Annotated in this window: 15 protein-coding genes; 7 read left to right on the top strand and 8 right to left on the bottom strand. The window is 72.6% G+C overall.

Annotation, left to right across the window (positions count from 1 at the left end):
* Positions 1-153: 153 nt before the first annotated feature.
* Positions 154-1,023 carry an alpha/beta fold hydrolase gene (locus tag FHX71_RS17485; protein ID WP_182618823.1) on the top strand — a complete coding sequence of 290 codons (870 nt, stop codon included), beginning with the start codon at positions 154-156 and terminating at the stop codon, positions 1,021-1,023.
* 111 nt (positions 1,024-1,134) lie between these two features.
* Here the strand turns inward: FHX71_RS17485 and FHX71_RS17490 are convergent, their stop codons facing one another.
* Positions 1,135-2,016: a DegV family protein gene (locus tag FHX71_RS17490; protein WP_220490181.1), complete on the bottom strand. Its 882-nt coding sequence runs from the start codon at positions 2,014-2,016 to the stop codon at positions 1,135-1,137.
* 93 nt (positions 2,017-2,109) lie between these two features.
* Here FHX71_RS17490 and FHX71_RS17495 point away from each other — a divergent pair, with 93 nt between their 5' ends.
* Both FHX71_RS17495 and FHX71_RS30130 read left to right on the top strand, forming a co-directional pair.
* Positions 2,110-3,864, top strand: coding sequence for a helicase HerA-like domain-containing protein (locus tag FHX71_RS17495; protein WP_182618824.1), 1,755 nt, complete (start codon positions 2,110-2,112; stop codon positions 3,862-3,864).
* A 133-nt stretch (positions 3,865-3,997) separates the two neighbouring features.
* A complete protein-coding gene (locus FHX71_RS30130; protein ID WP_182618825.1) occupies positions 3,998-4,885 on the top strand; it encodes a DUF559 domain-containing protein in 888 nt (295 codons plus the stop codon).
* 63 nt (positions 4,886-4,948) lie between these two features.
* Here the strand turns inward: FHX71_RS30130 and leuS are convergent, their stop codons facing one another.
* Entirely contained in the window at positions 4,949-7,906 is a 2,958-nt protein-coding gene (gene leuS / locus FHX71_RS17505) for a leucine--tRNA ligase (protein WP_182619921.1), read from the bottom strand.
* A gap of 127 nt (positions 7,907-8,033) precedes the next feature.
* Here leuS and FHX71_RS17510 point away from each other — a divergent pair, with 127 nt between their 5' ends.
* Entirely contained in the window at positions 8,034-9,392 is a 1,359-nt protein-coding gene (locus tag FHX71_RS17510) for an alkaline phosphatase family protein (RefSeq protein WP_182618826.1), read from the top strand.
* 142 nt (positions 9,393-9,534) lie between these two features.
* Here the strand turns inward: FHX71_RS17510 and FHX71_RS17515 are convergent, their stop codons facing one another.
* The 4 genes from FHX71_RS17515 to FHX71_RS17530 all read right to left on the bottom strand — a co-directional run bounded on the left by FHX71_RS17515 (position 9,535) and on the right by FHX71_RS17530 (position 13,945).
* Positions 9,535-10,206 carry a vitamin K epoxide reductase family protein gene (locus tag FHX71_RS17515; RefSeq protein WP_182618827.1) on the bottom strand — a complete coding sequence of 224 codons (672 nt, stop codon included), beginning with the start codon at positions 10,204-10,206 and terminating at the stop codon, positions 9,535-9,537.
* Positions 10,207-10,252: 46 nt separating this feature from the next.
* Positions 10,253-11,485 carry an MFS transporter gene (locus FHX71_RS17520; protein ID WP_182618828.1) on the bottom strand — a complete coding sequence of 411 codons (1,233 nt, stop codon included), beginning with the start codon at positions 11,483-11,485 and terminating at the stop codon, positions 10,253-10,255.
* Positions 11,486-11,563: 78 nt separating this feature from the next.
* Entirely contained in the window at positions 11,564-12,268 is a 705-nt protein-coding gene (locus tag FHX71_RS17525; RefSeq protein WP_182618829.1) for a metal-dependent transcriptional regulator, read from the bottom strand.
* 9 nt (positions 12,269-12,277) lie between these two features.
* The gene (locus FHX71_RS17530) at positions 12,278-13,945 is read right to left on the bottom strand and encodes a metallophosphoesterase family protein (protein WP_246403312.1); all 1,668 of its coding nucleotides are present in this window, start codon (positions 13,943-13,945) and stop codon (positions 12,278-12,280) included.
* An 89-nt stretch (positions 13,946-14,034) separates the two neighbouring features.
* Between FHX71_RS17530 and FHX71_RS17535 the strand changes: the two genes are divergently transcribed.
* On the top strand, positions 14,035-14,526 hold the full coding sequence (locus tag FHX71_RS17535; protein ID WP_182618830.1) for an SRPBCC family protein: 492 nt from the start codon (positions 14,035-14,037) through the stop codon (positions 14,524-14,526).
* Between the two features lie 40 nt (positions 14,527-14,566).
* Here the strand turns inward: FHX71_RS17535 and ku are convergent, their stop codons facing one another.
* A complete protein-coding gene (gene ku / locus FHX71_RS17540) occupies positions 14,567-15,376 on the bottom strand; it encodes a non-homologous end joining protein Ku (RefSeq protein WP_182618831.1) in 810 nt (269 codons plus the stop codon).
* 56 nt (positions 15,377-15,432) lie between these two features.
* Positions 15,433-15,750, bottom strand: a complete 318-nt coding sequence (locus tag FHX71_RS29390; RefSeq protein WP_182618832.1) for a glutaredoxin family protein — start codon at positions 15,748-15,750, stop codon at positions 15,433-15,435.
* A 164-nt stretch (positions 15,751-15,914) separates the two neighbouring features.
* Here FHX71_RS29390 and FHX71_RS17550 point away from each other — a divergent pair, with 164 nt between their 5' ends.
* The gene (locus FHX71_RS17550) at positions 15,915-18,458 is read left to right on the top strand and encodes an ATP-dependent DNA ligase (RefSeq protein WP_182618833.1); all 2,544 of its coding nucleotides are present in this window, start codon (positions 15,915-15,917) and stop codon (positions 18,456-18,458) included.
* A gap of 217 nt (positions 18,459-18,675) precedes the next feature.
* Positions 18,676-19,596, top strand: coding sequence for an NADP-dependent oxidoreductase (locus FHX71_RS17555; RefSeq protein WP_182618834.1), 921 nt, complete (start codon positions 18,676-18,678; stop codon positions 19,594-19,596).
* The last annotated feature ends 69 nt before the right edge of the window (positions 19,597-19,665 follow it).

Here is a 19,665-nt window from a genome sequence, read left to right on the forward strand (position 1 = left end):
CGTCACGAGGGTCTGTTCCCGAGCCGAACCAAGTTTCGTCTGGGCGCACCGATGAGTTCGCCGTGGCGCCGTCGTCGGACCTGACGAGCATGCGCGAACCGGACGGCACCCCCGCAGACCCGGGCCGCGCGGAAGAGATCAGGAGCGAGCACCATGACCGACAAGAAGACCCACACCCTGGACGTGCCGGGCGCCGTCCTGACCTATGACGTGCGCGCGGCGCAGACCCCGACCGACGAGCCGCCGCTGGTGCTCATCGGCCTGCCGATGGGCGCGGAGGGTTTCAACACCCTGTCGGGCCACTTCACCGACCGGACCGTGGTGACCTACGACCCGCGCGGTGTGGAGCGCAGCACCCGCACGGGCGACGACCTTCCCGTGATCGAGCACCACGCCGACGACGTGCACCGGATCATCGAGGCCGTGGGCGGCGGCCCCGTGGACCTCTTCGCCTCCAGCGGCGGCGCCGTCGTCGCGCTCGAGCTCGCCGCGACCCACCCGGAGGACGTGCGGACCGTCGTCGCGCACGAGCCCCCGCTGCCCGGCGTGCTGCCGGACCGCGATGCCGTGATCGCGGCCATGACCGACGTGCACGACACGTACCAGGCGAAGGGCTTCGGCGCGGGGATGGCCAAGTTCATCGCGCTGGTCATGGCCACGGGCGAGATCCCCGCGGACTACACGGAGCAGGCCGACCCCGACCCGGCGATGTTCGGCATGCCCACGGAGGACGACGGCACCCGCAACGACCTGATGCTGGGCGTGAACATGGTGACGCTGCCCCGGTACGAGCCCGCCTGGGCCGCCCTCAAGGCCGGTGCGCCCGAGGTCCTGCTCGCCGTCGGCGAGGACACGGGCGAGGAGATCACCGGGCGGGCCGCACGCGCGACGGCAGCACGGCTCGACACCGAGGCGCTCGTCTTCCCCGGCGGTCACGGCGGCTTCAGCGGCGGGGAGTACGGCCAGCCGGCCGACAAGCCGGTGGAGTTCGCGGCAAGGCTCCGCGAGGTCCTGGCCCGCTGAGGGGTGCTGAGCCGACAACGGGGGTCGTGATCGGCAGTTCGTCAGGTGGTCGGCAGTTCGAACTGCCGACCACCTGACGAACTGCCGATCACCGGCTCACCGAACCCCAGCTCAGTGCGCGTGGTCGCCCAGGTCCGCGACGACGACGGCGAGCGTGCCCGGGCCGACGTGCACCCCGAGGACGGCACTCAGCGGCGTGACCTCGACGTCCGCGCGCGTCCGGGTGTGCAGGCGGCCGGCCAGGGCGAGCGCCCGGTCGTGCGCGCCGAAGTGGTGGACGGCGACGACGGGCCGTGTCGCCCCGGCGACGTACCCGGCGGCCTGCTCCAGCAGCCGTTCGGCGCCGGCCGCGCGGGTGCGCACCCGCTGGGCCAGCTCGATCGCGCCGTCGGACAGCCGCAGGATCGGCTTGACTCCCAGGACGGTGCCGAGCGCCGCCGCCGGGCCGGAGAGCCGGCCGCCGCGCCGCAGGTGCTCCAGCGTGTCGACGACGAACATGGCATGGGCCGTCCCGGCGACCTCGATGGCCCGGGCGGCGACGTGGGCCGCGTCGGCCCCGGCGGCGGCGCACTCGGCGGCGGCACGCGCGGCGAAGCCGAGGCCCGCCGCCGCCGTCCGCGAGTCCACGGCGCGGACCTGCAGCGGCGAGCGCGCGGCAGCCGTACCGGCGGAGCCGACGGTGCCCGACAGCGCCCCGGACAGGTGCACAGACACGACCGACCGGACGCCCTGCTCGCCGAGGGTGCGGTAGACCGCCGCGAACGCCTCGGGCGAGGGCTGCGAGGTGGTCACGTGCCGGCCCGCGGAGACGAGCTCGGCCAGGCGGTCGGGCGTGATGTCCTCGCCCTCGGCGTACGCCTCGTCACCGACCAGGACGCGCAGCGGCACCACGACCGGGCCGCCCGGCAGCCCGGCGGGCAGGCAGGCCGTGGAGTCGGTGACGACCCGCACCTCCTGGGGTGCCGGGCGGGAAGGACGACGACGGTTGCGCATGACCGCGACACTCTAACCGTGCCGGTTACCCGACGGCGAAACGCGTACGGCCTCCCCGCGCGCGGCACCAGAGGCCGACTTAGCATCCGAGACATGTCCGATGCATCGACGCCAGACCTCGCCGCTCTGCGGGCGGCAGCAGCGGCGGCCCAGAAGGCCCTTGAGGACGCGGAAAGTGCGGCCGAACCGGCGCCGTCGGCGCCCGAAGCCCCCGCACCACCCCCGGCGGGCGCGACCGCGGACGACGCCGCCCCGCTCGCGGGCTACGCGGCCGAGGTCGCCGCGGGCTACGCGGCGGAGGCCACGCTGCCGCTCGGCGCCCTCCTGGAGGGCGAGCCCGGCGGGGAGGCGACGCCGAACCCGCAGGTCCAGGTGGGTTTCGCGCTGTCGATGCTGAACCGGCACGGCCTGGTGGCGGGCGCCACGGGAACCGGCAAGACCAAGACGCTGCAGGGCATGGCCGAGGGGCTCTCGCTGGCCGGGGTGCCGGTGTTCCTGGCGGACGTCAAGGGCGACCTGTCAGGTCTCGCGCTGCCCGGCCCGGACAACCCGAAGGTCGCGGAGCGCGCCGCGAGCATCGGGCAGGACTGGCGTCCCACGCAGTACCCGGTGGAGTTCTACTCGCTGGGCGGGATCGGCAAGGGCGTGCCGATCCGGACGACGGTCACCGACTTCGGTCCGCTGCTGATGTCCAAGGTGCTCGGCCTGAACGAGACGCAGGAGTCGAGCCTCACGCTGATCTTCCACTGGGCCGACAAGAAGGGCCTGGCGCTGCTCGACCTCAAGGACCTGCAGTCGGTGATCGCCTACCTCACCTCGGACGAGGGCAAGGGCGAGCTCAAGGGCATCGGCGGTGTCTCGGCGGCCACGGCGGGCGTCATCCTGCGCGAGATCGTGGGGCTGGAGGGGCAGGGCGCCGACGCGTTCTTCGGCGAGCCCGCGTTCTCGACGTCGGACCTCATCGCGACCAAGGGCGACCTCGGCGTGCTGAGCGTGCTGGAGCTGCCCGCCGTCCAGGACCGGCCGCAGCTCTTCTCGACGTTCCTCATGTGGCTGCTCGCGGACCTCTTCCAGGACCTGCCCGAGGTGGGCGACGCCGACAAGCCCAAGCTGGTGTTCTTCTTCGACGAGGCGCACCTGCTGTTCACGGACGCGTCCAAGGACTTCCTGCAGCAGGTGGTGCAGACCGTGCGGCTGATCCGGTCCAAGGGGGTCGGGGTCTTCTTCGTGACGCAGTCGCCCAAGGACGTGCCGTCCGACGTCCTGGCGCAGCTCGGCAACCGGGTGCAGCACGCGCTGCGCGCCTTCACGCCCGACGACGCCACCGCGCTGCGGGCCGCCGCCCGCACGTTCCCGACGTCGCCGTACGACCTGGAGCGGCTGCTGCAGGAGCTCGGTACCGGCGAGGCGGTGGTCACGGTGCTGACCGAGAAGGGCGCGCCGTCGCCCGTCGCATGGACGCGGGTGCGTGCGCCGCAGGCCTCGATGGACCCGGCCGGCGACGCGGAGATCGACCGCGTGGTCGCGGCCTCGCCCGGACAGGCCAGGTACGGCGCCGCGGTCGACGCGGAGTCGGCGTTCGAGCTGCTCCAGGCGAAGGCGCAGGAGCAGGAGGCCGCCCGTGCCGCCGCCGAGGGGTCCGCGACCGCGGCCGAGGACGAGCAGGAGCTCGCCAAGGAGCGGGCCCGGCTCGAGAAGGAGACCGCGACCCGGGAGCGCACGGAGGCCCGGCACAAGGAGCAGGCCGCGCGGGACCGGAACCGCGTGGTGGGCTCGCTGGCGAAGACGGCGGGCACGGTGCTGGTCCGCGAGCTGACCCGCTCCCTCTTCGGCACCCGCAAGCGTTAAAGCCTTTCGTTGAGTGCTGGCTATTTGTTGTCCTGACGCAGGGATCTCCGCAAATAGCCAGCACTCAACGGGGAGAGGGAACGGGGGCTGTGGACAAGCAGCGGGGCTACCTGGGGCAGAGCAACCTGACGAGGTGGCAAACAGCATCTTCACGGTGTCCGAGGCGCCAGACCTCGATATCAGTCCTCATCTCTTGCGAACCGTACGGTTCACGGCTCCGACGTCGGGCGTGCGCATCGATGACGCCGACCCGTCGCTCATCGACCGCTGCCGCGCGATCACGCGCGTGGTGCATCCGAACGCCGCCTTCGCCCGCACGACGGCCCTGCGGCTGCTCGGCGTCGACCTCCCCTGGCAGCTCGCGGACGATCAGGCAGTTCATGTCGTGACACCGCGTAGAAGCGAGCGGCCGCAGCGATACGCGATCAGACCGCACTTCTGCGGTCAGAAGCAGCTCGATGTCGTCGACCGGTTCGGCCTACGCATCACGTCGGCGGCTCAGACCTGGCTCCAGGTCGCACACAACTTGGACCGCGACAGTCTCGTCGGTCTGGGGGACGCGATGACGCGTCGTAAGAATCCGGCGACCTCGGTGCCGGCGCTGAGCCATCTCCTGCACGAGACCTTCAAGATGAAGGGGCTGACGCTCTGCCGGGAAGCTGTCGATCTGGTGCGGCCCGGAACCGACTCACCGATGGAGACGAGGTTGCGGTTGATCATCGCCGACGCCGGACTGCCCGAGCCCGTGGTCAACGTCCCTGCCCGCGATGCCGCAGACCAGTTCCTCGCGCTTCCCGATCTGTCCTATCCGGGGCTCAAGATCGCGATCGAGTACGACGGCGACCACCACCGGGCCGATCCGGCGACCTGGCGCCGCGACGTCGAGCGCCGGCAAAGCCTCGAGGACGCGGGCTGGCTGATCATCACGGCGACTGCGGACGACGTCATCCGTCACCCCGACCGTCTGGTAACCCGAATCCGCACCGCGATCCGAGCGAGACGCGCCCGTCTCGAACGTTGAGTGCTGGGTATTTGTTGGATCCGGACTCGGAATCCAACAAATACCCAGCACTCAACGAGAGGGTTAGGCCGGGACTATGTTGACCAGCTTCGGGGCGCGGACGATCACCTTGCGCACCCCGCGACCGTCCAGGAACTTGACCACGTTCGGCTCGGCCAGCGCCGCCGCCTCCAGGTCCTCCGCGGAGATGCTCGGGGCGACCTCGAACTTGGCCCGCACCTTGCCCTGCACCTGGACCACGCAGGTCACGGTGTCCTGGACGAGGTACTGGTCGTCGGCGGCCGGGAACGGCGCGTGCGCCAGCGAGTCCTCGTGCCCGAGCCGCGACCACAGCTCCTCCGCGATGTGCGGCGCGATCGGCGCCGTCATCAGGATCAGCGGCTCCACGGCCGAGCGCGGCACGGCCGACAGCCCCGTGAGGTGGTTGTTCAGCGTGATGAGCTTGGCGATCGCGGTGTTGGGCCGCATGTTCTCCATCTCGACGCGGACGTCGGCGATGGCGCGGTGCACGGCGCGCAGCGTCGCGGTGTCGGCGTCGTCGTCCGTGACGGTGAGCTCACCCGTCTCCTCGGAGACGACGTTGCGCCACAGCCGCTGCAGGAATCGCTGCGACCCGACGACGGCCCGCGTCTCCCACGGGCGCGACAGGTCCAGCGGACCCATCGACATCTCGTAGACCCGGAACGTGTCGGCGCCGTACTGCTCGTACATCTCGTCGGGCGTCACCACGTTCTTCAGCGACTTGCCCATCTTCCCGTACTCACGGTTGACGGGCTCGCCCTGCCAGGTGAAGCCGGCCTGCTCGTCGCCCTCGACCTCCTCGGCGGGCACGTACTGGCCGCGCGCGTCGGTGTACGCGTACGCCTGGACGTAGCCCTGGTTGAAGAGCTTGCCGAACGGCTCGACGCCGCTGACGTGGCCCAGGTCGAAGAGCACCTTGTGCCAGAACCGCGCGTACAGCAGGTGCAGCACCGCGTGCTCCACGCCGCCCACGTAGAGGTCGACGCCGCCGGCCGGGCCGGACGTCGGGTTGTGCTGCGGCCCCAGCCAGTAGTTCTCGAGCTCGGGCAGCGCCGCCGCCGAGGTCTCGGCGGGGTCGAGGTAGCGCAGGTAGTACCAGCACGACCCGGCCCAGTTGGGCATCGTGTTGGTGTCGCGGCGGTACTTCTTGGGCCCGTCGCCCAGGTCGAGCGTGACGTGCACCCAGTCGTCGTTGCGGCCCAGCGGCGCCTCGGGCTCGGAGTTCGCGTCCTCCGGGTCGAAGGTGCGCGGCGCGTAGTCCGGCACGTCCGGGAGGTCGACCGGCAGCATCGCGTCGGGGATCGCCACCGGGCGGTCGTCCTCGTCCCACACCACGGGGAACGGCTCGCCCCAGTACCGCTGGCGGCTGAACAGCCAGTCGTTGAGGCGGTAGGTCGTGGTGCCCTCGCCGATGTTCTTGCTCTCCAGCCAGGCGATGATCTTCGCCTTGGCCTCGACGACGCCCAGGCCGTCGAGCGAGATCTCGTCGTTGGCGGACCGCACGGCGACGCCGTCGCCCGCGAACGCCCCGGTGTGGTCCTCGGGCAGGCCACCCGCGGGCTCGACCGTGTGGATCACGGGCAGGTCGTAGGCCTCGGCGAACGCGAAGTCGCGCTCGTCGCCGCCCGGCACGGCCATGATGGCGCCGGTGCCGTAGCCCATGAGCACGTAGTCCGCGGTGAAGACCGGGACCTGCAGGCCGCTGACCGGGTTCACGGCCAGGTGCCCGGTGAACACGCCGGTCTTCTTGCCCGCGTCGGCCTGGCGCTCGACGGCGGTCTTGGCGGACGCCTCGCGCCGGTAGGCGGCGACGGCCTCGACCGGGGTGTCGTACCCGCCGGTCCACGCGGAGCGCGTGCCGTCCGGCCAGGCCGCGGGGACCTCGTCGAGCAGCGCGTGCTCCGGCGCGACCACCATGAACGTGGCGCCGAACAGCGTGTCGGGGCGGGTGGTGAAGACCTCCAGCGAGCCCGCCGCGCCGGCCGGGTCGCCCTCGGCGGTGCCGACGACGTCGAACCGGACGTTGGCGCCCGTGGAGCGGCCGATCCAGTTGCGCTGCATCGACTTGACCTTGTCCGGCCAGTCGATGAGCTCCAGGTCGTCCGTGAGGCGGTCGGCGTAGGCGGTGATCCGCATCTTCCACTGGCGCAGGTTGCGCTGGAAGACGGGGAAGTTGCCGCGCTCGGAGCGGCCGTCGGACGTGACCTCCTCGTTCGCGAGCACGGTGCCCAGGCCCGGGCACCAGTTCACCGGCGAGGAGTCGATGTAGGCGAGGCGCTGCGCGTCGATGACGTCGCGCCGCTCGAGCTCGCTCAGCGCGGACCAGACCGCGCCGCCGGCGTTGTCACCGTCGTGCCCGGGGACGGGGCGGGTGCCCGCGGCGAGCTCGGCCCGCAGCTCCGCGATCGGACGCGCCCGGCCGCGGCCGTCGCCCGCACCCGTCACAGGGCCGGGACGCTCGGCGTCGGCGTCGTACCAGGACTCGAAGATCTGCAGGAAGATCCACTGGGTCCAGCGGACGTACTCGGGGTCGATGGTCGCGAAGGTGCGGCGCGGGTCGTGGCCCAGACCGAGGCGGCGCAGCTGGCGCCGCATGTTGCCGATGTTGGCCTCGGTGGTGGTGCGCGGGTGCTGGCCCGTCTGGACGGCGTACTGCTCGGCGGGCAGGCCGAAGGCGTCGTAGCCCAGCGCGTGCAGCACGTTGTCGCCGCGCATGCGGCGGAAGCGACCGGTCACGTCCGTGGCGATGTAGCCCAGCGGGTGGCCCACGTGCAGGCCCGCACCCGAGGGGTACGGGAACATGTCCATGATGAAGTACGGGTCGCCCGCCGCCGGGCTCCCGCCCGGCCCCGTAAGTCGCCCCTGCGGGTTCGCCGCGTGGAACGTGCCGCGCTCCTCCCAGATGTCCTGCCAGCGCAGCTCGATCTGCTGCGCGAGGGTCGGGGTGTAGCGGAAACGGGGCTCGTCGGGAGTCGTGGTGCGCTCGGGTGCGTCGGGCATGGTCACCCGCCCGAGTCTACCGACCGGGCGAGAGCCCGGCCCTCGCTCGTCCACAGGCTCCAGGGTTCATCCGACATTCGCCCTCACCTCCCTCGAAGTTCGCCCCCCGGGTGCTCGAATTGCCCGCATGATGCCCTCGTTGCGAAAGATCCTCGCCACCAGCATCGCCGCCGCCACCGTGTGGACGGCCTCGACCGCCGTCGCGGCACCGCTGCCCGACGACGAACAGCAGAGCACCACCTCCCACGCCGACCGGACCGACCGCACCGACCGTGCCCACCGCGCCGACCACGTCGTCCTCCTGGCCCTGGACGGGTTCGACGTCGAGTACCTCGACCTGGTGCGCGACGACGCCGGCTCCCCCGGCACCGTCGAGATGCCGAACCTGCGCGCCCTGCTGCGCCGGGGCAGCGTGACCACCTCGACCGGTGTGATGACGTCGATCACCAACCCGTCGTGGTCGTCCGTCGCCACGGGCTCCTGGCCCGCGACCCACCGCAACACCGCCTACTGGTTCGATCCCGCGACGAACACGGCGCGGGGCCAGCAGCGCGACCTCGCTGTGCCGACCGTCGCCCAGTCGATCCGCGAGCAGGGCGGCACCGTGTTCTCCGCGCAGTGGTTCATCCTGCAGAACTACGGCGTCACCTTCGGCGACCCCGACGCCCTGTACACGCAGCCCGGCGGCCCCTGCGCGCGCCGCACCGACGACCTGGTCGCCGTGCTGGGCGGGGAGCCGGTCAGCTCGAACGGCGAGCTGGTCACCACCAGCAGCGTCCCCGACCTGATGGCGGTCTACTGCGACACGCTCGACGCGATCGGGCACGACGGCGGTGACGCCGACCCGCGTATCCCCGGCGCCCTGGAGGACATCGACCGGCAGATCGGCCGCATCGTCGCCGCTGCGAAGGAGGCGGGCGTCTACGACAGCACCGCGTTCGTCATCACCGGCGACCACGGCATGACCACCTTCGACAAGGGCTTCGCCGCCGAGGGGCTGGCCGCGATCGAGGCGGCCGGCTTCACGCCCCAGGTCCTGACCAGCGGGCAGTCGCCGGCCCCGGGCACCGACGTCGCGATCGTGGTCGGCGGCGTCGCCGACGTGCGACTGATCGGCGAGCGTGCCGGCGACCGCGCCGCCGTCCGCCGCCTGGAGCGGGCGCTGACGGCGCTGCCGCAGGTGCGGAACGTCTTCGACAAGGCCGACCAGCGGCGCCTGCGGATGAGCCCGAACCACGGCGACCTGCTCGTCGAGCCGGAGCCGGGCTGGTCGTTCGGCGCCACCCCTGCCGACGCCGCCGGGCGGCACGGCGCGACCACCGAGCTGCGCGTGCCGCTCGTCCTCGCCGGTGCGGGCGTACGGCCGGGAGCGCACCCGCGCGGCCCGCGGCACGTCGACGTCGCGCCGACGATCTCGGCGCTGCTGGGCTACGCGCCGCCGTCGGGCAGCGAGGGCCGGGTGCTGCGCGAGGCGCTGCGCCGCTGAGCCCGCGCCCCACCGCGGAACGGGAGAACGGAAGAGAGGTGTGTTGCCCTGCGTAGACACTGTCTACGCAGGGCAACACACCTCCAGGACGTGGACTCTCCCCCGGGACCCGGAGCCGCGACCGGCTCCGGGGCGGGGCAGGTCAGAACGACGCGACCAGGTCCCCACCCACCGAGAGCATCAGCCACGCCACGGCCGCGACGTAACCAATGATCAGGATGATGTGCCGGTTGCCGACCATCACGTTCCGCAGGCCGGCGCCGACGGGCAGGTCGCCCGACTGCACGCCGCGCACCAGCTGGTACCAGAGCAGCGGCCACATGATGGTCCACACGACCATGCAGTAGGGGCACAGCGCGACGATGACGTGGAAGCTCGTGTACATCAGGAAGAACACGAGCGCCTGGCCCAGCACGGTGCCGACCAGCAGCGACATCCAGTACCAGCGCGGCAGGCGGGCGCCGACCAGCAGCACCACGCCCGTCGTGATCACGACAGGGAAGGCCGCCACGCCCAGGTAGGGGTTCGGGAAGCCGAGCAGCGCGCCCTGCCACGAGGACATCGCGGCGCCGCAGTCGACGAACAGGTTGATGCTGCAGGACGCCGTCCGGTCCGGGTCGAGCAGCTTGAGGTACTTCTCCCAGGCCAGGGCGAACGAGGCGGCGAAGCCGACCGCGCCCAGCACCACCAGGAGCAGCGCCATGGCCCGGCCGCCGAGCGGCGTGGGGCCCGTCACCGCGACGTCGTTCTCGCCGTCCGGCGAGCTGTCCAACGAGCTGTCCGACGACGTCGTGGTCGCCCCGGTATCAGTCACCCGGCCTACGCTACCGGCGCAGTCTGGGACATTGCTGGGATCCTGGTCACAGAGTCGTCTCCGTCTGCTGGTGCACCACTCGCTGCCGCCCGAACGCCAGGATCATGCCCAGGCCCAGCACGGTGACGACGGCCCCGGCCCAGGCCGGCGCGAGGTAGCCCCAGCCCGCGTCGATGACCACGCCGCCCAGGAACGCGCCGGCGCCGTTGGCGACGTTGAGCCCGGCGTGGCACAGCGCGGCGCCCAGCGACGGCGCACCGGGCGACAGGTCCATGAGCCGGGTCTGGAACGCGAGGCCCAGCATCTGCGAGGTGACGCCCAGCAGGAACAGGGAGATCAGCGCGGGCACCACCGAGGCGCCGGTCAGCGCGAACAGGACGAGCGAGGCGGCGGTCGCCACGAAGCCGATCAGCACGGCGCGCAGCACACCCCGGTCGGCGAGCCGCCCGCCGATCTGCGTGCCCACCGTCATGCCGACGCCGAACAAGGCCAGCACCCAGGGCACGGCCCCGCCCGGCAGGCCGGTCACGCCCGTCATCGTCGGGGCCACGTAGGTGTAGACGGCGAACATGCCGCCGAACCCGACCGCGCCCGCCACGAACGCGAACCACAGCGGGGCGTTGCGCAGGGTCGCCAGCTCGGTCCGCACCGAGCGGCCCTCCCCGCCCGCGCCGGCCGGGATGAGCCGCCAGAGCCCGGCGAGCGTCGCGATCCCGAGCACGCCGATCAGCACGTAGGAGGTGCGCCAGCCGAACGCCTGGCCCACCCACGTCGACAGCGGCACGCCGACGACGTTCGCGATGGTCAGGCCGGTCATCATGGTCGCCACGGCCCGCCCGCGCTGGGCCGGCCCGGCCACGGCGGCGCCCACCGCGGCGCCGACGCCGAAGAACGCGCCGTGCGGCAGCCCCGCGAGGAAGCGGCCGACCACGAGCCAGCCGATGTCCGGCGCCGCCGCGGACAGCACGTTCGCCACCGTGTAGAAGGCCATCAGCGCGAGCAGCAGGCGCTTGCGCGACATCCGGGCGGCGGCCACGGTCAGCAGCGGCGCCCCGACGACCACGCCGAGCGCGTACGCCGTGATGGTGTGCCCCACCTGCGGGTCGGTCGCGCCGAGGTCGGCTCCGACGTCGGGCAGGAGGCCCATCGCGGCGAACTCGGTGGTGCCGATGGTGAACCCACCCACGGCCAGCGCGACCAGCGCGGGCGCGGCCCGGCGCATCGAGCCGGCCTGGTCCGGAGCCTGGTCCGGGGCGTTCTGGGGCGCACTCGTCGCCATGAGGTCTCCGTGGTGTCGTATCGATTCGGCTGACCGTCGGCGACACCGGCGACGAACAAGAAGGGAACGGGGAGCAGACTACTCCTGCGACACCCAGACGCGGGAGGCCGCCAGCAGTCCGAGATCGGCCACGCGCTCGTCGGGCTCCCCCGCGGGCGCGCACGTCCACGCGACGGCAACCGTCCCCGCGAACTCGCGCCGCGTGGTGACCTCCACGCGCATGTCCAGGTCGAGGCCCAGCTCGGCGAGGTAGCGCAGCGCGTCCGGGTCGGCGTCCGAGATGCGCACCACGATGCCGGCGTCGCCCGCGTGCATCGTCGACAGCGGCACGGCGTCGGGCCGCACGACCGTGCCGTCGGCCGCCGGGATCGGGTCGCCGTGCGGGTCGCGCGACGGGTTGCCGAGCCGCGCCGCCATCCTCTCGACGAAGACGTCGGAGACGGCGTGCTCCAGCACCTCGGCCTCGTCGTGCACCTCGTCCCAGCCGTACCCGAGCTGTTCCACGAGGAACGTCTCCAGGAGCCGGTGCCGACGCACCATGACGAGCGCGAGGCGGCGGCCCTCGTCGGTCAGCCGGATCGCGCCGTACCGCTCGTGCTCCAGCAGGCCCTGCCCGCTCAGCCGGCGCACCGTCTCCGAGACCGTGGAGGCGCCCACGCCGAGCCGGTCGGCCAGGTGCTTGGTGGTCACCTTCTCGTCCGACCACTCCTGCGCGGACCAGACCGCCTTCAGGTAGTCCTGGGCGACGGGCGTCAGCTCGGCCGGGTCGGTTGTGGTCTCCACGCCCCGAGCCTAGTTGCCCGACGGCGACGACGAGGGCGTCGGTCCGGCATCCGGCCCGCCGTCGGGCGCCAGGTCGGGCACCTCGTCGGGCAGCGGGACCGTGGGCGGGATGGCCTGCCGCTCGCTGACGGCGGCCTCCCCCTCGGGCGTGACCTCGACGAGCTGCCAGTCCACGAACCGGCGCCGCTCGGGGTCGAACCGCAGCACCGTCATCTCGGAGGTGTCGCGCAGCGGGCCGACCGACGTGTTGCCCTTGGTGGCACCGCCCGTGCTCGCGTTGACGTACCGCACGCCGTAGCCCACGACGTCCGGCCCGATCCGGGTGTGCATGTGCCCCGAGATCTGGAACGGCACGCACCCCGACTCCAGGGCCGCGTCGCCGACCGCGGGCTGGTGGATCAGCAGCAGGTCCACGCGGTCCTCGCCCGTGTACCCGCCCAGCCCAGCCTCGCCGGCCGCCTCGCACGCCGTGTCCCGCAGCCGCTCGCCGGCCTCGGCGGGCGTCTCCTCGCGGGCGACCACGGTGCCGCCGCCGATCCGCGTCTCCAGCGGGTCCCGGTCGCCCAGGATGCGCACGCCGTCGACCTCGACCACCTCGCCGTCGAGCACGACCTGCCGGTTGGCGAGCTCCGTGGCCGTCGTCAGGCGCGAGTCGTGGTTGCCGTCGGAGACGACGAACGGGACGCCGTCCGGGACCGCGGAGGCGAACGAGTCCACGCAGACCGACTCCACGCTCGTCCCGTTGATGGTGGTGTCCCCGGCGTTCAGCATGACGTCGGGGGCCACCCGGTCCGCGAGGTCCCGGATCAGGGGTGTCATACCGGTGTTGCAGTGCAGGTCCGAGACCAGCAGGAACGTCACGTAGTCGGTGGCCTCCGGGTCCGTCGACGCCGTGTCGTCCGGCTCGCCGGCCGCCGCGTCCTGCTCGGCGACCCGCGCGTCCCACGCCGCCATCAGCTTCTCCCGGGCGCCCGCGTAGAACACCTCGTTCGCCTGGTAGGTCTCCACGAGCTGACCGCTGTAGGTGTCGATCACGCCCGCGAGACGGCCCGTGATGCGCGCGCCCTCCAGCGCCGTCCCCGCGAACACCGGCGACGCGGGCAGGGCGGCTCGCTCCTCGGGCCCCGCGCTCGCGGTGGCGGTCGCGGCCACCAGCACGACGACGACGCCGGCGGCGGTGATCTCCCAGGTCCGCGACGCGACGGCCCGGGCGAGCTCCCGCCGTCGGGCGGCGCCGAGCAGGAGCCGCAGCCCGTACGCGGACCCGACCAGGACGACCGCCGCGACCGCCGCGCCGCGCAGGGCGTCCCAGACCAGAGCCGAGGCCACGGTGGCGATCGTCTGCTGCGGGGTGTCGAAGAACTGCAGGTACCCGTCGAGGTCGCCGGCGAGCGCGTCGAAGCTCGCGGCGTCGACGGCGGCGAGGTCGGCGGGGATCTCGTGCACCGTGATCCGCACGCCGAGCGTCAGGGGCAGCGGGGAGTCGGTCACGACCGTGCCGAGCGGGCCGAGGTCGGCCACGATCTCGTCGTCCGCGGTGATCGCGTAGGTGGCCTCGTGCGGTCCGAGACTGAGATCGGCTCTCGCCGTCGTGATCCCGAACATCAGGCACAGGAGGGCTGCTGCCACTCCCGCGAGGGTCCAGCGCAGCCAGCGGGGCGGGTTGGGGCGACTCATCCCCTCTACCTTTTCATGCGTCCGGTTGTTGATGCGTCCCCGGCCCCGGTACCTGGGCGCCAGGGCGCCCGGGACGGCACGATGTGGGCATGTTCGTCCTCGAGTCCGTCTGGCGCCCGGCCGCACCCACCGCTCAGGTCTGGTCGGTCCTCGCCGACCCCCGGTTCACCTGGCCCGACTGGTGGCCCGGCCTGACGGCGGGGGCGATCCACGGCGTCGTCGGGCCGGACGGGCTGGCGGCACCCGGGACGTGGACGCAGCTGCGGGTGCGCAGCCCGCTCGGGTACGCGCTGCGGTTCCGGCTCGACCTGACGGAGACGACGGCGCCGTCCGACGGCGTGCCCGGCCGCGCGCGGATGGACGTCACCGGGGACCTGGAGGGACGGGCGGACGTGACGGTGTCGGACGGGGCGCCGTCGTCGGCGGAGGTGCGCCTGCTCTGGCAGGTGACGCCCAGGCCGCCCTGGTTCCGTGCGGCGGCGACCCTCGCCCCCGCGCCCCTGGCCTGGGCGCACTCGCACGTGATGCGCGCGGGCGAGCGCGGCCTGACGGCGCACCTGAGCCCCGCGCCGCCCGCCTGATCGTCCGGGACGGGCGCCGGGACGCGTGCCCGGGGCGAGGTCAGCCCGTCTTGCGGCGGGACTTCTTCGCGTCGGCGACGCTGCGCTTGAGGGCCTCCATGAGGTCGACGACCTCGGCGCCCTCGCCCTCCTCCTCGGCCTTCTCACCGAACGTCGCGGCCGTGTCGACGGACTCGCCGGCCTCCAGCTTGGCGTCGACGAGCTTGCGGAGCTGCACCTGGTACTCGTCCTCGTAGTCCTCGGGCGTGAAGTCCGCCTCGAAGGAGCCGACGAGCTGCGCCGACATCGTGAGTTCCTTGGCGGTGACCTTCGCGGGCTCGTCGAGGGACGGGAACGCGGCCTCGCGGATCTCGTCGGCCCAGAGGAGGGTCTGGAGCACCAGGACCTCCTCGCGGACCCGCAGCGCCGCGAGCCGGGTGCGCTGCCGCAGCGCGAACTTCACGACCGCGGTGCGGTCGGTCTCCTCCAGCGTGCGGCGCAGCAGCACGTACGCCTTCGTGGACTTGGAGTCGGGCTCCAGGTAGTACGTCCGGTCGAACATGATCGGGTCGATCTGCTCGCTGGGCACGAACTCGACCACCGAGATCTCGCGGTCCCGCTCGGCGGGCAGGTCGGCGAGGTCCTGCTTGGTGAGCACGACGGTGCGGTCGCCGTCGTCGTACGCCTTGTCGATGTGCTCGTACGGCACCACCTCGCCGTCGATCTCGCACACGCGCTTGTACCTGATACGTCCGCCGTCGGCGTCATGCACCTGGTGCAACGGCACGTCGTGGTCCTCGGTCGCGCTGTACAGCTTCACCGGGACGTTGACGAGACCGAAGGTCACGGCACCCTTCCAGATCGCCCTCATCCTTCTATGGTGCGCCCCAAGCGCACTACATGCCCAGGTTTAGTCCTTGACCGAGGTCAGAGGCCGCAGCGGTCCAGCTTCGCCGCGAGCTCCGCGTTGGTGGGCTCCACCAGGTGCTCGCCGTCGGGGAACACCAGCACGGGGATGGACTTGCGGCCGGTCAGCGCCTCGGCCTCGTCGGCCCGGGTGGGGTGCGCGGCGAGGTCCACGTAGACGTAGTCCACACGCCGGACGTCGAGCACCGCCTTGCTGCGGCGGCAGTCGCGGCACCACTCGGCGCCGTAGACGGTGAGCCGCTCGGGCCGGTCGATCGACGGGGCGGCAGCCGCCGTCCGGGGCGCCGCAACCGCGTCGATCGAGATGTCAGAAATCACTCGCGGGAGCCTAGCGGAGATCTTCACCCCGCCACTACACCGTTCGAGTGATCTCCGCGACTCGGGAGCAGGAGGTACAACAGGGCTCCGGAGCGAGCGTTGGCGACGCGAATCCGGGCGGAGGCGGCCGAGCGCGCGCAGGCTCCCGGCGGCACGATGGTGGGATGGCGACGACGCAGACGGTGACGGTCGACGGGCACCGCCTGCGCCTGAGCAACCTCGACAAGGTGCTGTACCCGGCGTCGGGCACCACCAAGGGCGAGGTGCTGCACTACCTGGCGGAGGTGGCGCCCGTGCTGCTGCCGCACGCCGCCAACCGGCCCGCCACGCGCAAGCGGTGGCCCGACGGCACGGGTGGGCAGATGTTCTTCCAGAAGAACCTGGATGCCTCGACCCCCGACTGGGTCAAGCGGAGGTCGATCCAGCACAAGAAGTCCGCCAACGACTACGTACTGGTCAACGACCTCGCGACCCTGACCTGGCTGGGCCAGACGGCGACGCTGGAGCTGCACACGCCGCAGTGGCAGTTCGGTCGTACGGGAGCGCGCCTCGACCCCGACCGGCTCGTGCTGGACCTCGACCCGGGGCCCGGCGCCGGGCTCGCCGAGTGCGCCCAGGTGGCCCGCTGGGCCCGCGAGATCCTGCGCGGCATGGGCCTGGAGCCGTACCCCGTCACCTCCGGGTCCAAGGGCCTGCACCTGTACGCGGCGCTGGGCAAGGCCGCCGACACCCGGCTCGACTCCGACGCCGTGTCCGCCGTCGCGCACGAGCTCGCGCGGTACCTGGAGGCCGAGCACCCCGACCTGGTGGTCAGCGACATGAGCAAGGCGCTGCGGTCGGGCAAGGTGCTGGTCGACTGGTCGCAGAACAACGGGAACAAGACCACGATCGCGCCCTACTCGCTGCGCGGGCTCGACCGGCCCTGGGTCGCCGCGCCCCGCACCTGGGCCGAGCTGGACGACCCGGACCTGGCCCAGCTCACCCCCGAGGACGTGCTCGCCCGCATCGCGTCCGACGGCGACCTCCTCGCGCCCCTGCTGGAGGGGCACCTCTCCGCCCTGGAGCCGACGCCGGAGCGCCTGGCGACGTTCCAGAAGCTGGAGACCTACCGCGCCAAGCGGGATCCCGCGAAGACCCCGGAGCCGTTCGGGCCGGGCGGGGACTCGCAGGCCGATCCCACCTCGCAGGCCGGCCCCGCCTCGCGGGTCGAGCCTGTCGAGACCGACCCCACCTTCGTCATCCAGGAGCACCACGCCCGCCGCCTGCACTGGGACTTCCGCCTGGAGCACGAAGGCGTGCTGGTGAGCTGGGCCCTCCCCCGTGGCGAGCCCACCGACCCGGCGAAGAACCACCTGGCCGTGCAGACCGAGGACCACCCCCTGGAGTACGGGTCCTTCGAGGGCAGCATCCCCGGCGGCGAGTACGGGGCCGGCGAGGTCACGATCTGGGACTCCGGAACCTACGACCTGGAGAAGTGGCGCGACGACGAGGTGATCGTGACCCTGCACTCGGCGGAGCGCGGTGCCCGCCGCCTCGCCCTGATCCGCACCGGCGGGCGCGACGGCGACGCCGAGAACAACTGGCTGATCCACCTCACCAAGGCCCAGCCCGGCGCCCCCGCCCCGGTGAGTGCTGGACATTCGCCCCCTTCCGCACCCGAGACCGGGCAGATACCCAGCACTCAACGAGAGGCGGGGGCGGGTGGACGACGTCGGCCCATGCTCGCGACCGCCGCCGCGCCCGGCGACCTGACCCGGACCGACGACTGGGCCTTCGAGATGAAGTGGGACGGCTTCCGCGCCCTCGCCCACGTCCAGGACACCGAGACCGTGCGCCTCGTCAGCCGCTCCGGGCAGGACCTCACCGTCACGTTCCCCGAGCTCGCGGCGCTCGCCGCCCAGGTCGACGCCACGCGGCTGCCCGTCGTGCTCGACGGCGAGATCGTCGCCCTCGACCGCGCCGGCCGGCCCGACTTCCGCCGCCTCCAGCACCGCGCCAACCTCCGCAAGGAACGCGACGTCAACCGTGCCAAGGCCCAGGTCCAGGTGGACCTCATGCTGTTCGACGTGCTGGTCGCCGACGGCGACGACGTCACCGGCCGCCCGTACACCGAGCGGCGCGAGCTCCTGGAGTCCCTGGTCACGCCCAGCGCGCCGATCCACCTCCCGCCCGCGTTCGACGGCGACCTCGACGCCGCCCTGCGCACCTCCCGCACCCTGCGGCTGGAGGGCGTGGTCGCGAAGCGGCACGGCTCCACCTACGCGGGACGGCGGTCGCGCGAGTGGCTCAAGATCAAGCACCAGGCGATGCAGGAGGTGGTCGTCGTGGGCTGGCGGCCCGGCCGCGCCGACGCGTCGGTCATGGGCTCGCTGCTCATGGCGGTGCCCGACGGCGAGGGCGGGGGCCTGCGCTACGTGGGGCGCGTCGGGACGGGCTTCTCCGAGCGCGAGCGCCGCGAGATCACGGCGCGGCTGCGCGGCATGGAGCGCAAGACGCCGGGGGTGTCGGGCGTGCCCGCCGAGGACGCGTCGGACGCCCGCTGGGTCACGCCCAGCCTGGTGGGCGAGGTGACGTACGCGGACTGGGCCGAGGGGTCCGACGGCGCCTCGGGCGAGCGGCGGATGCGGCACTCGGTGTGGCGGGGCTGGCGTCCGGAGAAGTCGGCGGAGGACGTCGTCGTCGAGGCTCCCCCACCCGCGGCAACCTGAGGACTGTCGATGACCGGCGGATGTGCGCTTCTACCCAGTGATTGCGCCCGGATCCGGGCCGATCCCGGGCGTAATCGCTGGGTAGAAGCGCACCTGGGTGTCGCGGGTGTTGCGCGCGGCGCTTGGCACACTATTACCCCGGTGGGCGTGCGGGGTGTGCCCCGCCGCACCTGGCGGACGCGGAATACCCGCGTCCGCCGGGCCCGTTGTCGCCTGCATGCGAGCCATCACCTACGCCAAGTTCGGCAGCGCCGACGTCCTCGAGCTCACCGAGCAGCCCGACCCCCACATCGGCCCCGACACCGTCGTCGTCCGCGTGAAGGCATCGTCGGTCAACCCGGTCGACTGGAAGATCCGCGAGGGTTATCTGCAAGGCCTCATCGACACCGAGCTGCCCGCGATCCCGGGCTGGGACGTCGCCGGCGTCGTCGAGCAGGTCGGCCTCGACACCCCGGAGTACCAGGTGGGCGACGAGGTCTACGGCTACGTGCGCAAGGACACCGTGCACGGCGGCACCTTCGCCGAGCTGGTCGCCGCGCCCGTGCGCACCCTGGCCCGCAAGCCCGCGTCGCTGAGCTTCGAGGAGGCCGCGGCGGTGCCGCTCGCGGGCCTCACCGCCTACCAGGCGATCCAGCGGGCCGGCGTCAAGGACGGCCAGACCGTGCTGGTGCACGCCGCGGCCGGCGGCGTCGGCGCGTTCGCCGTGCAGATCGCCAAGGCGCTGGGCGCCCGCGTCATCGGGACGGCCAGCGAGCGGAACCACGAGTTCCTGCGCGGTCTCGGCGCCGAGCCCGTGACCTACGGCGACGGCTTGGCCGACCGTGTCCGCGCCCTCGCGCCCGAGGGCGTCGACGTCGTCCTCGACTTCGTGGGCGGGGTCGTTGCGGACAGCGCCGGTCTCCTGGCCGACGGCGGCACCATCGCGTCGATCACCGACTCCACCGCCCGCAGCGAGCACGGCGGCCACTACGTGTGGGTGCGGCCGTCGACCGCCGACCTCGACGCGCTCACAGCGCTGTTCGACGCCGGCAAGCTGTCCGTCGAGGTCGCGCAGGTCTTCGACCTCGCCGACGCCGCGGACGCGCACCGGGCCAACGAGTCCGGCCACACCCGCGGCAAGGTCGTGGTCCGCGTCTGACGCTGGGGCGGCTGGCGCTGGCGTCAGCCGCAGGGGCTCCTCCGCGCGATCGGCAGGACGTCAGGTGAT

Source organism: Promicromonospora sukumoe (assembly GCF_014137995.1).
In the GTDB taxonomy this organism is placed as follows: Bacteria; Actinomycetota; Actinomycetes; order Actinomycetales; family Cellulomonadaceae; genus Promicromonospora; species Promicromonospora sukumoe.

Bases quoted from the DNA above. Each gene is read 5' to 3' on its own strand.
- FHX71_RS17485 (WP_182618823.1), top strand. From the start codon at position 154: ATGACCGACAAGAAGACCCACACCCTGGACGTGCCGGGCGCCGTCCTG.
- FHX71_RS17510 (WP_182618826.1), top strand. From the start codon at position 8,034: ATGATGCCCTCGTTGCGAAAGATCCTCGCCACCAGCATCGCCGCCGCC.
- FHX71_RS17535 (WP_182618830.1), top strand. From the start codon at position 14,035: ATGTTCGTCCTCGAGTCCGTCTGGCGCCCGGCCGCACCCACCGCTCAG.
- ku (WP_182618831.1), bottom strand. From the start codon at position 15,376: ATGAGGGCGATCTGGAAGGGTGCCGTGACCTTCGGTCTCGTCAACGTC.
- FHX71_RS17555 (WP_182618834.1), top strand. From the start codon at position 18,676: ATGCGAGCCATCACCTACGCCAAGTTCGGCAGCGCCGACGTCCTCGAG.
- leuS (WP_182619921.1), bottom strand. From the start codon at position 7,906: ATGCCCGACGCACCCGAGCGCACCACGACTCCCGACGAGCCCCGTTTC.
- FHX71_RS17530 (WP_246403312.1), bottom strand. From the start codon at position 13,945: ATGAGTCGCCCCAACCCGCCCCGCTGGCTGCGCTGGACCCTCGCGGGA.
- FHX71_RS17520 (WP_182618828.1), bottom strand. From the start codon at position 11,485: ATGGCGACGAGTGCGCCCCAGAACGCCCCGGACCAGGCTCCGGACCAG.
- FHX71_RS17495 (WP_182618824.1), top strand. From the start codon at position 2,110: ATGTCCGATGCATCGACGCCAGACCTCGCCGCTCTGCGGGCGGCAGCA.
- FHX71_RS17490 (WP_220490181.1), bottom strand. From the start codon at position 2,016: ATGCGCAACCGTCGTCGTCCTTCCCGCCCGGCACCCCAGGAGGTGCGG.
- FHX71_RS17550 (WP_182618833.1), top strand. From the start codon at position 15,915: ATGGCGACGACGCAGACGGTGACGGTCGACGGGCACCGCCTGCGCCTG.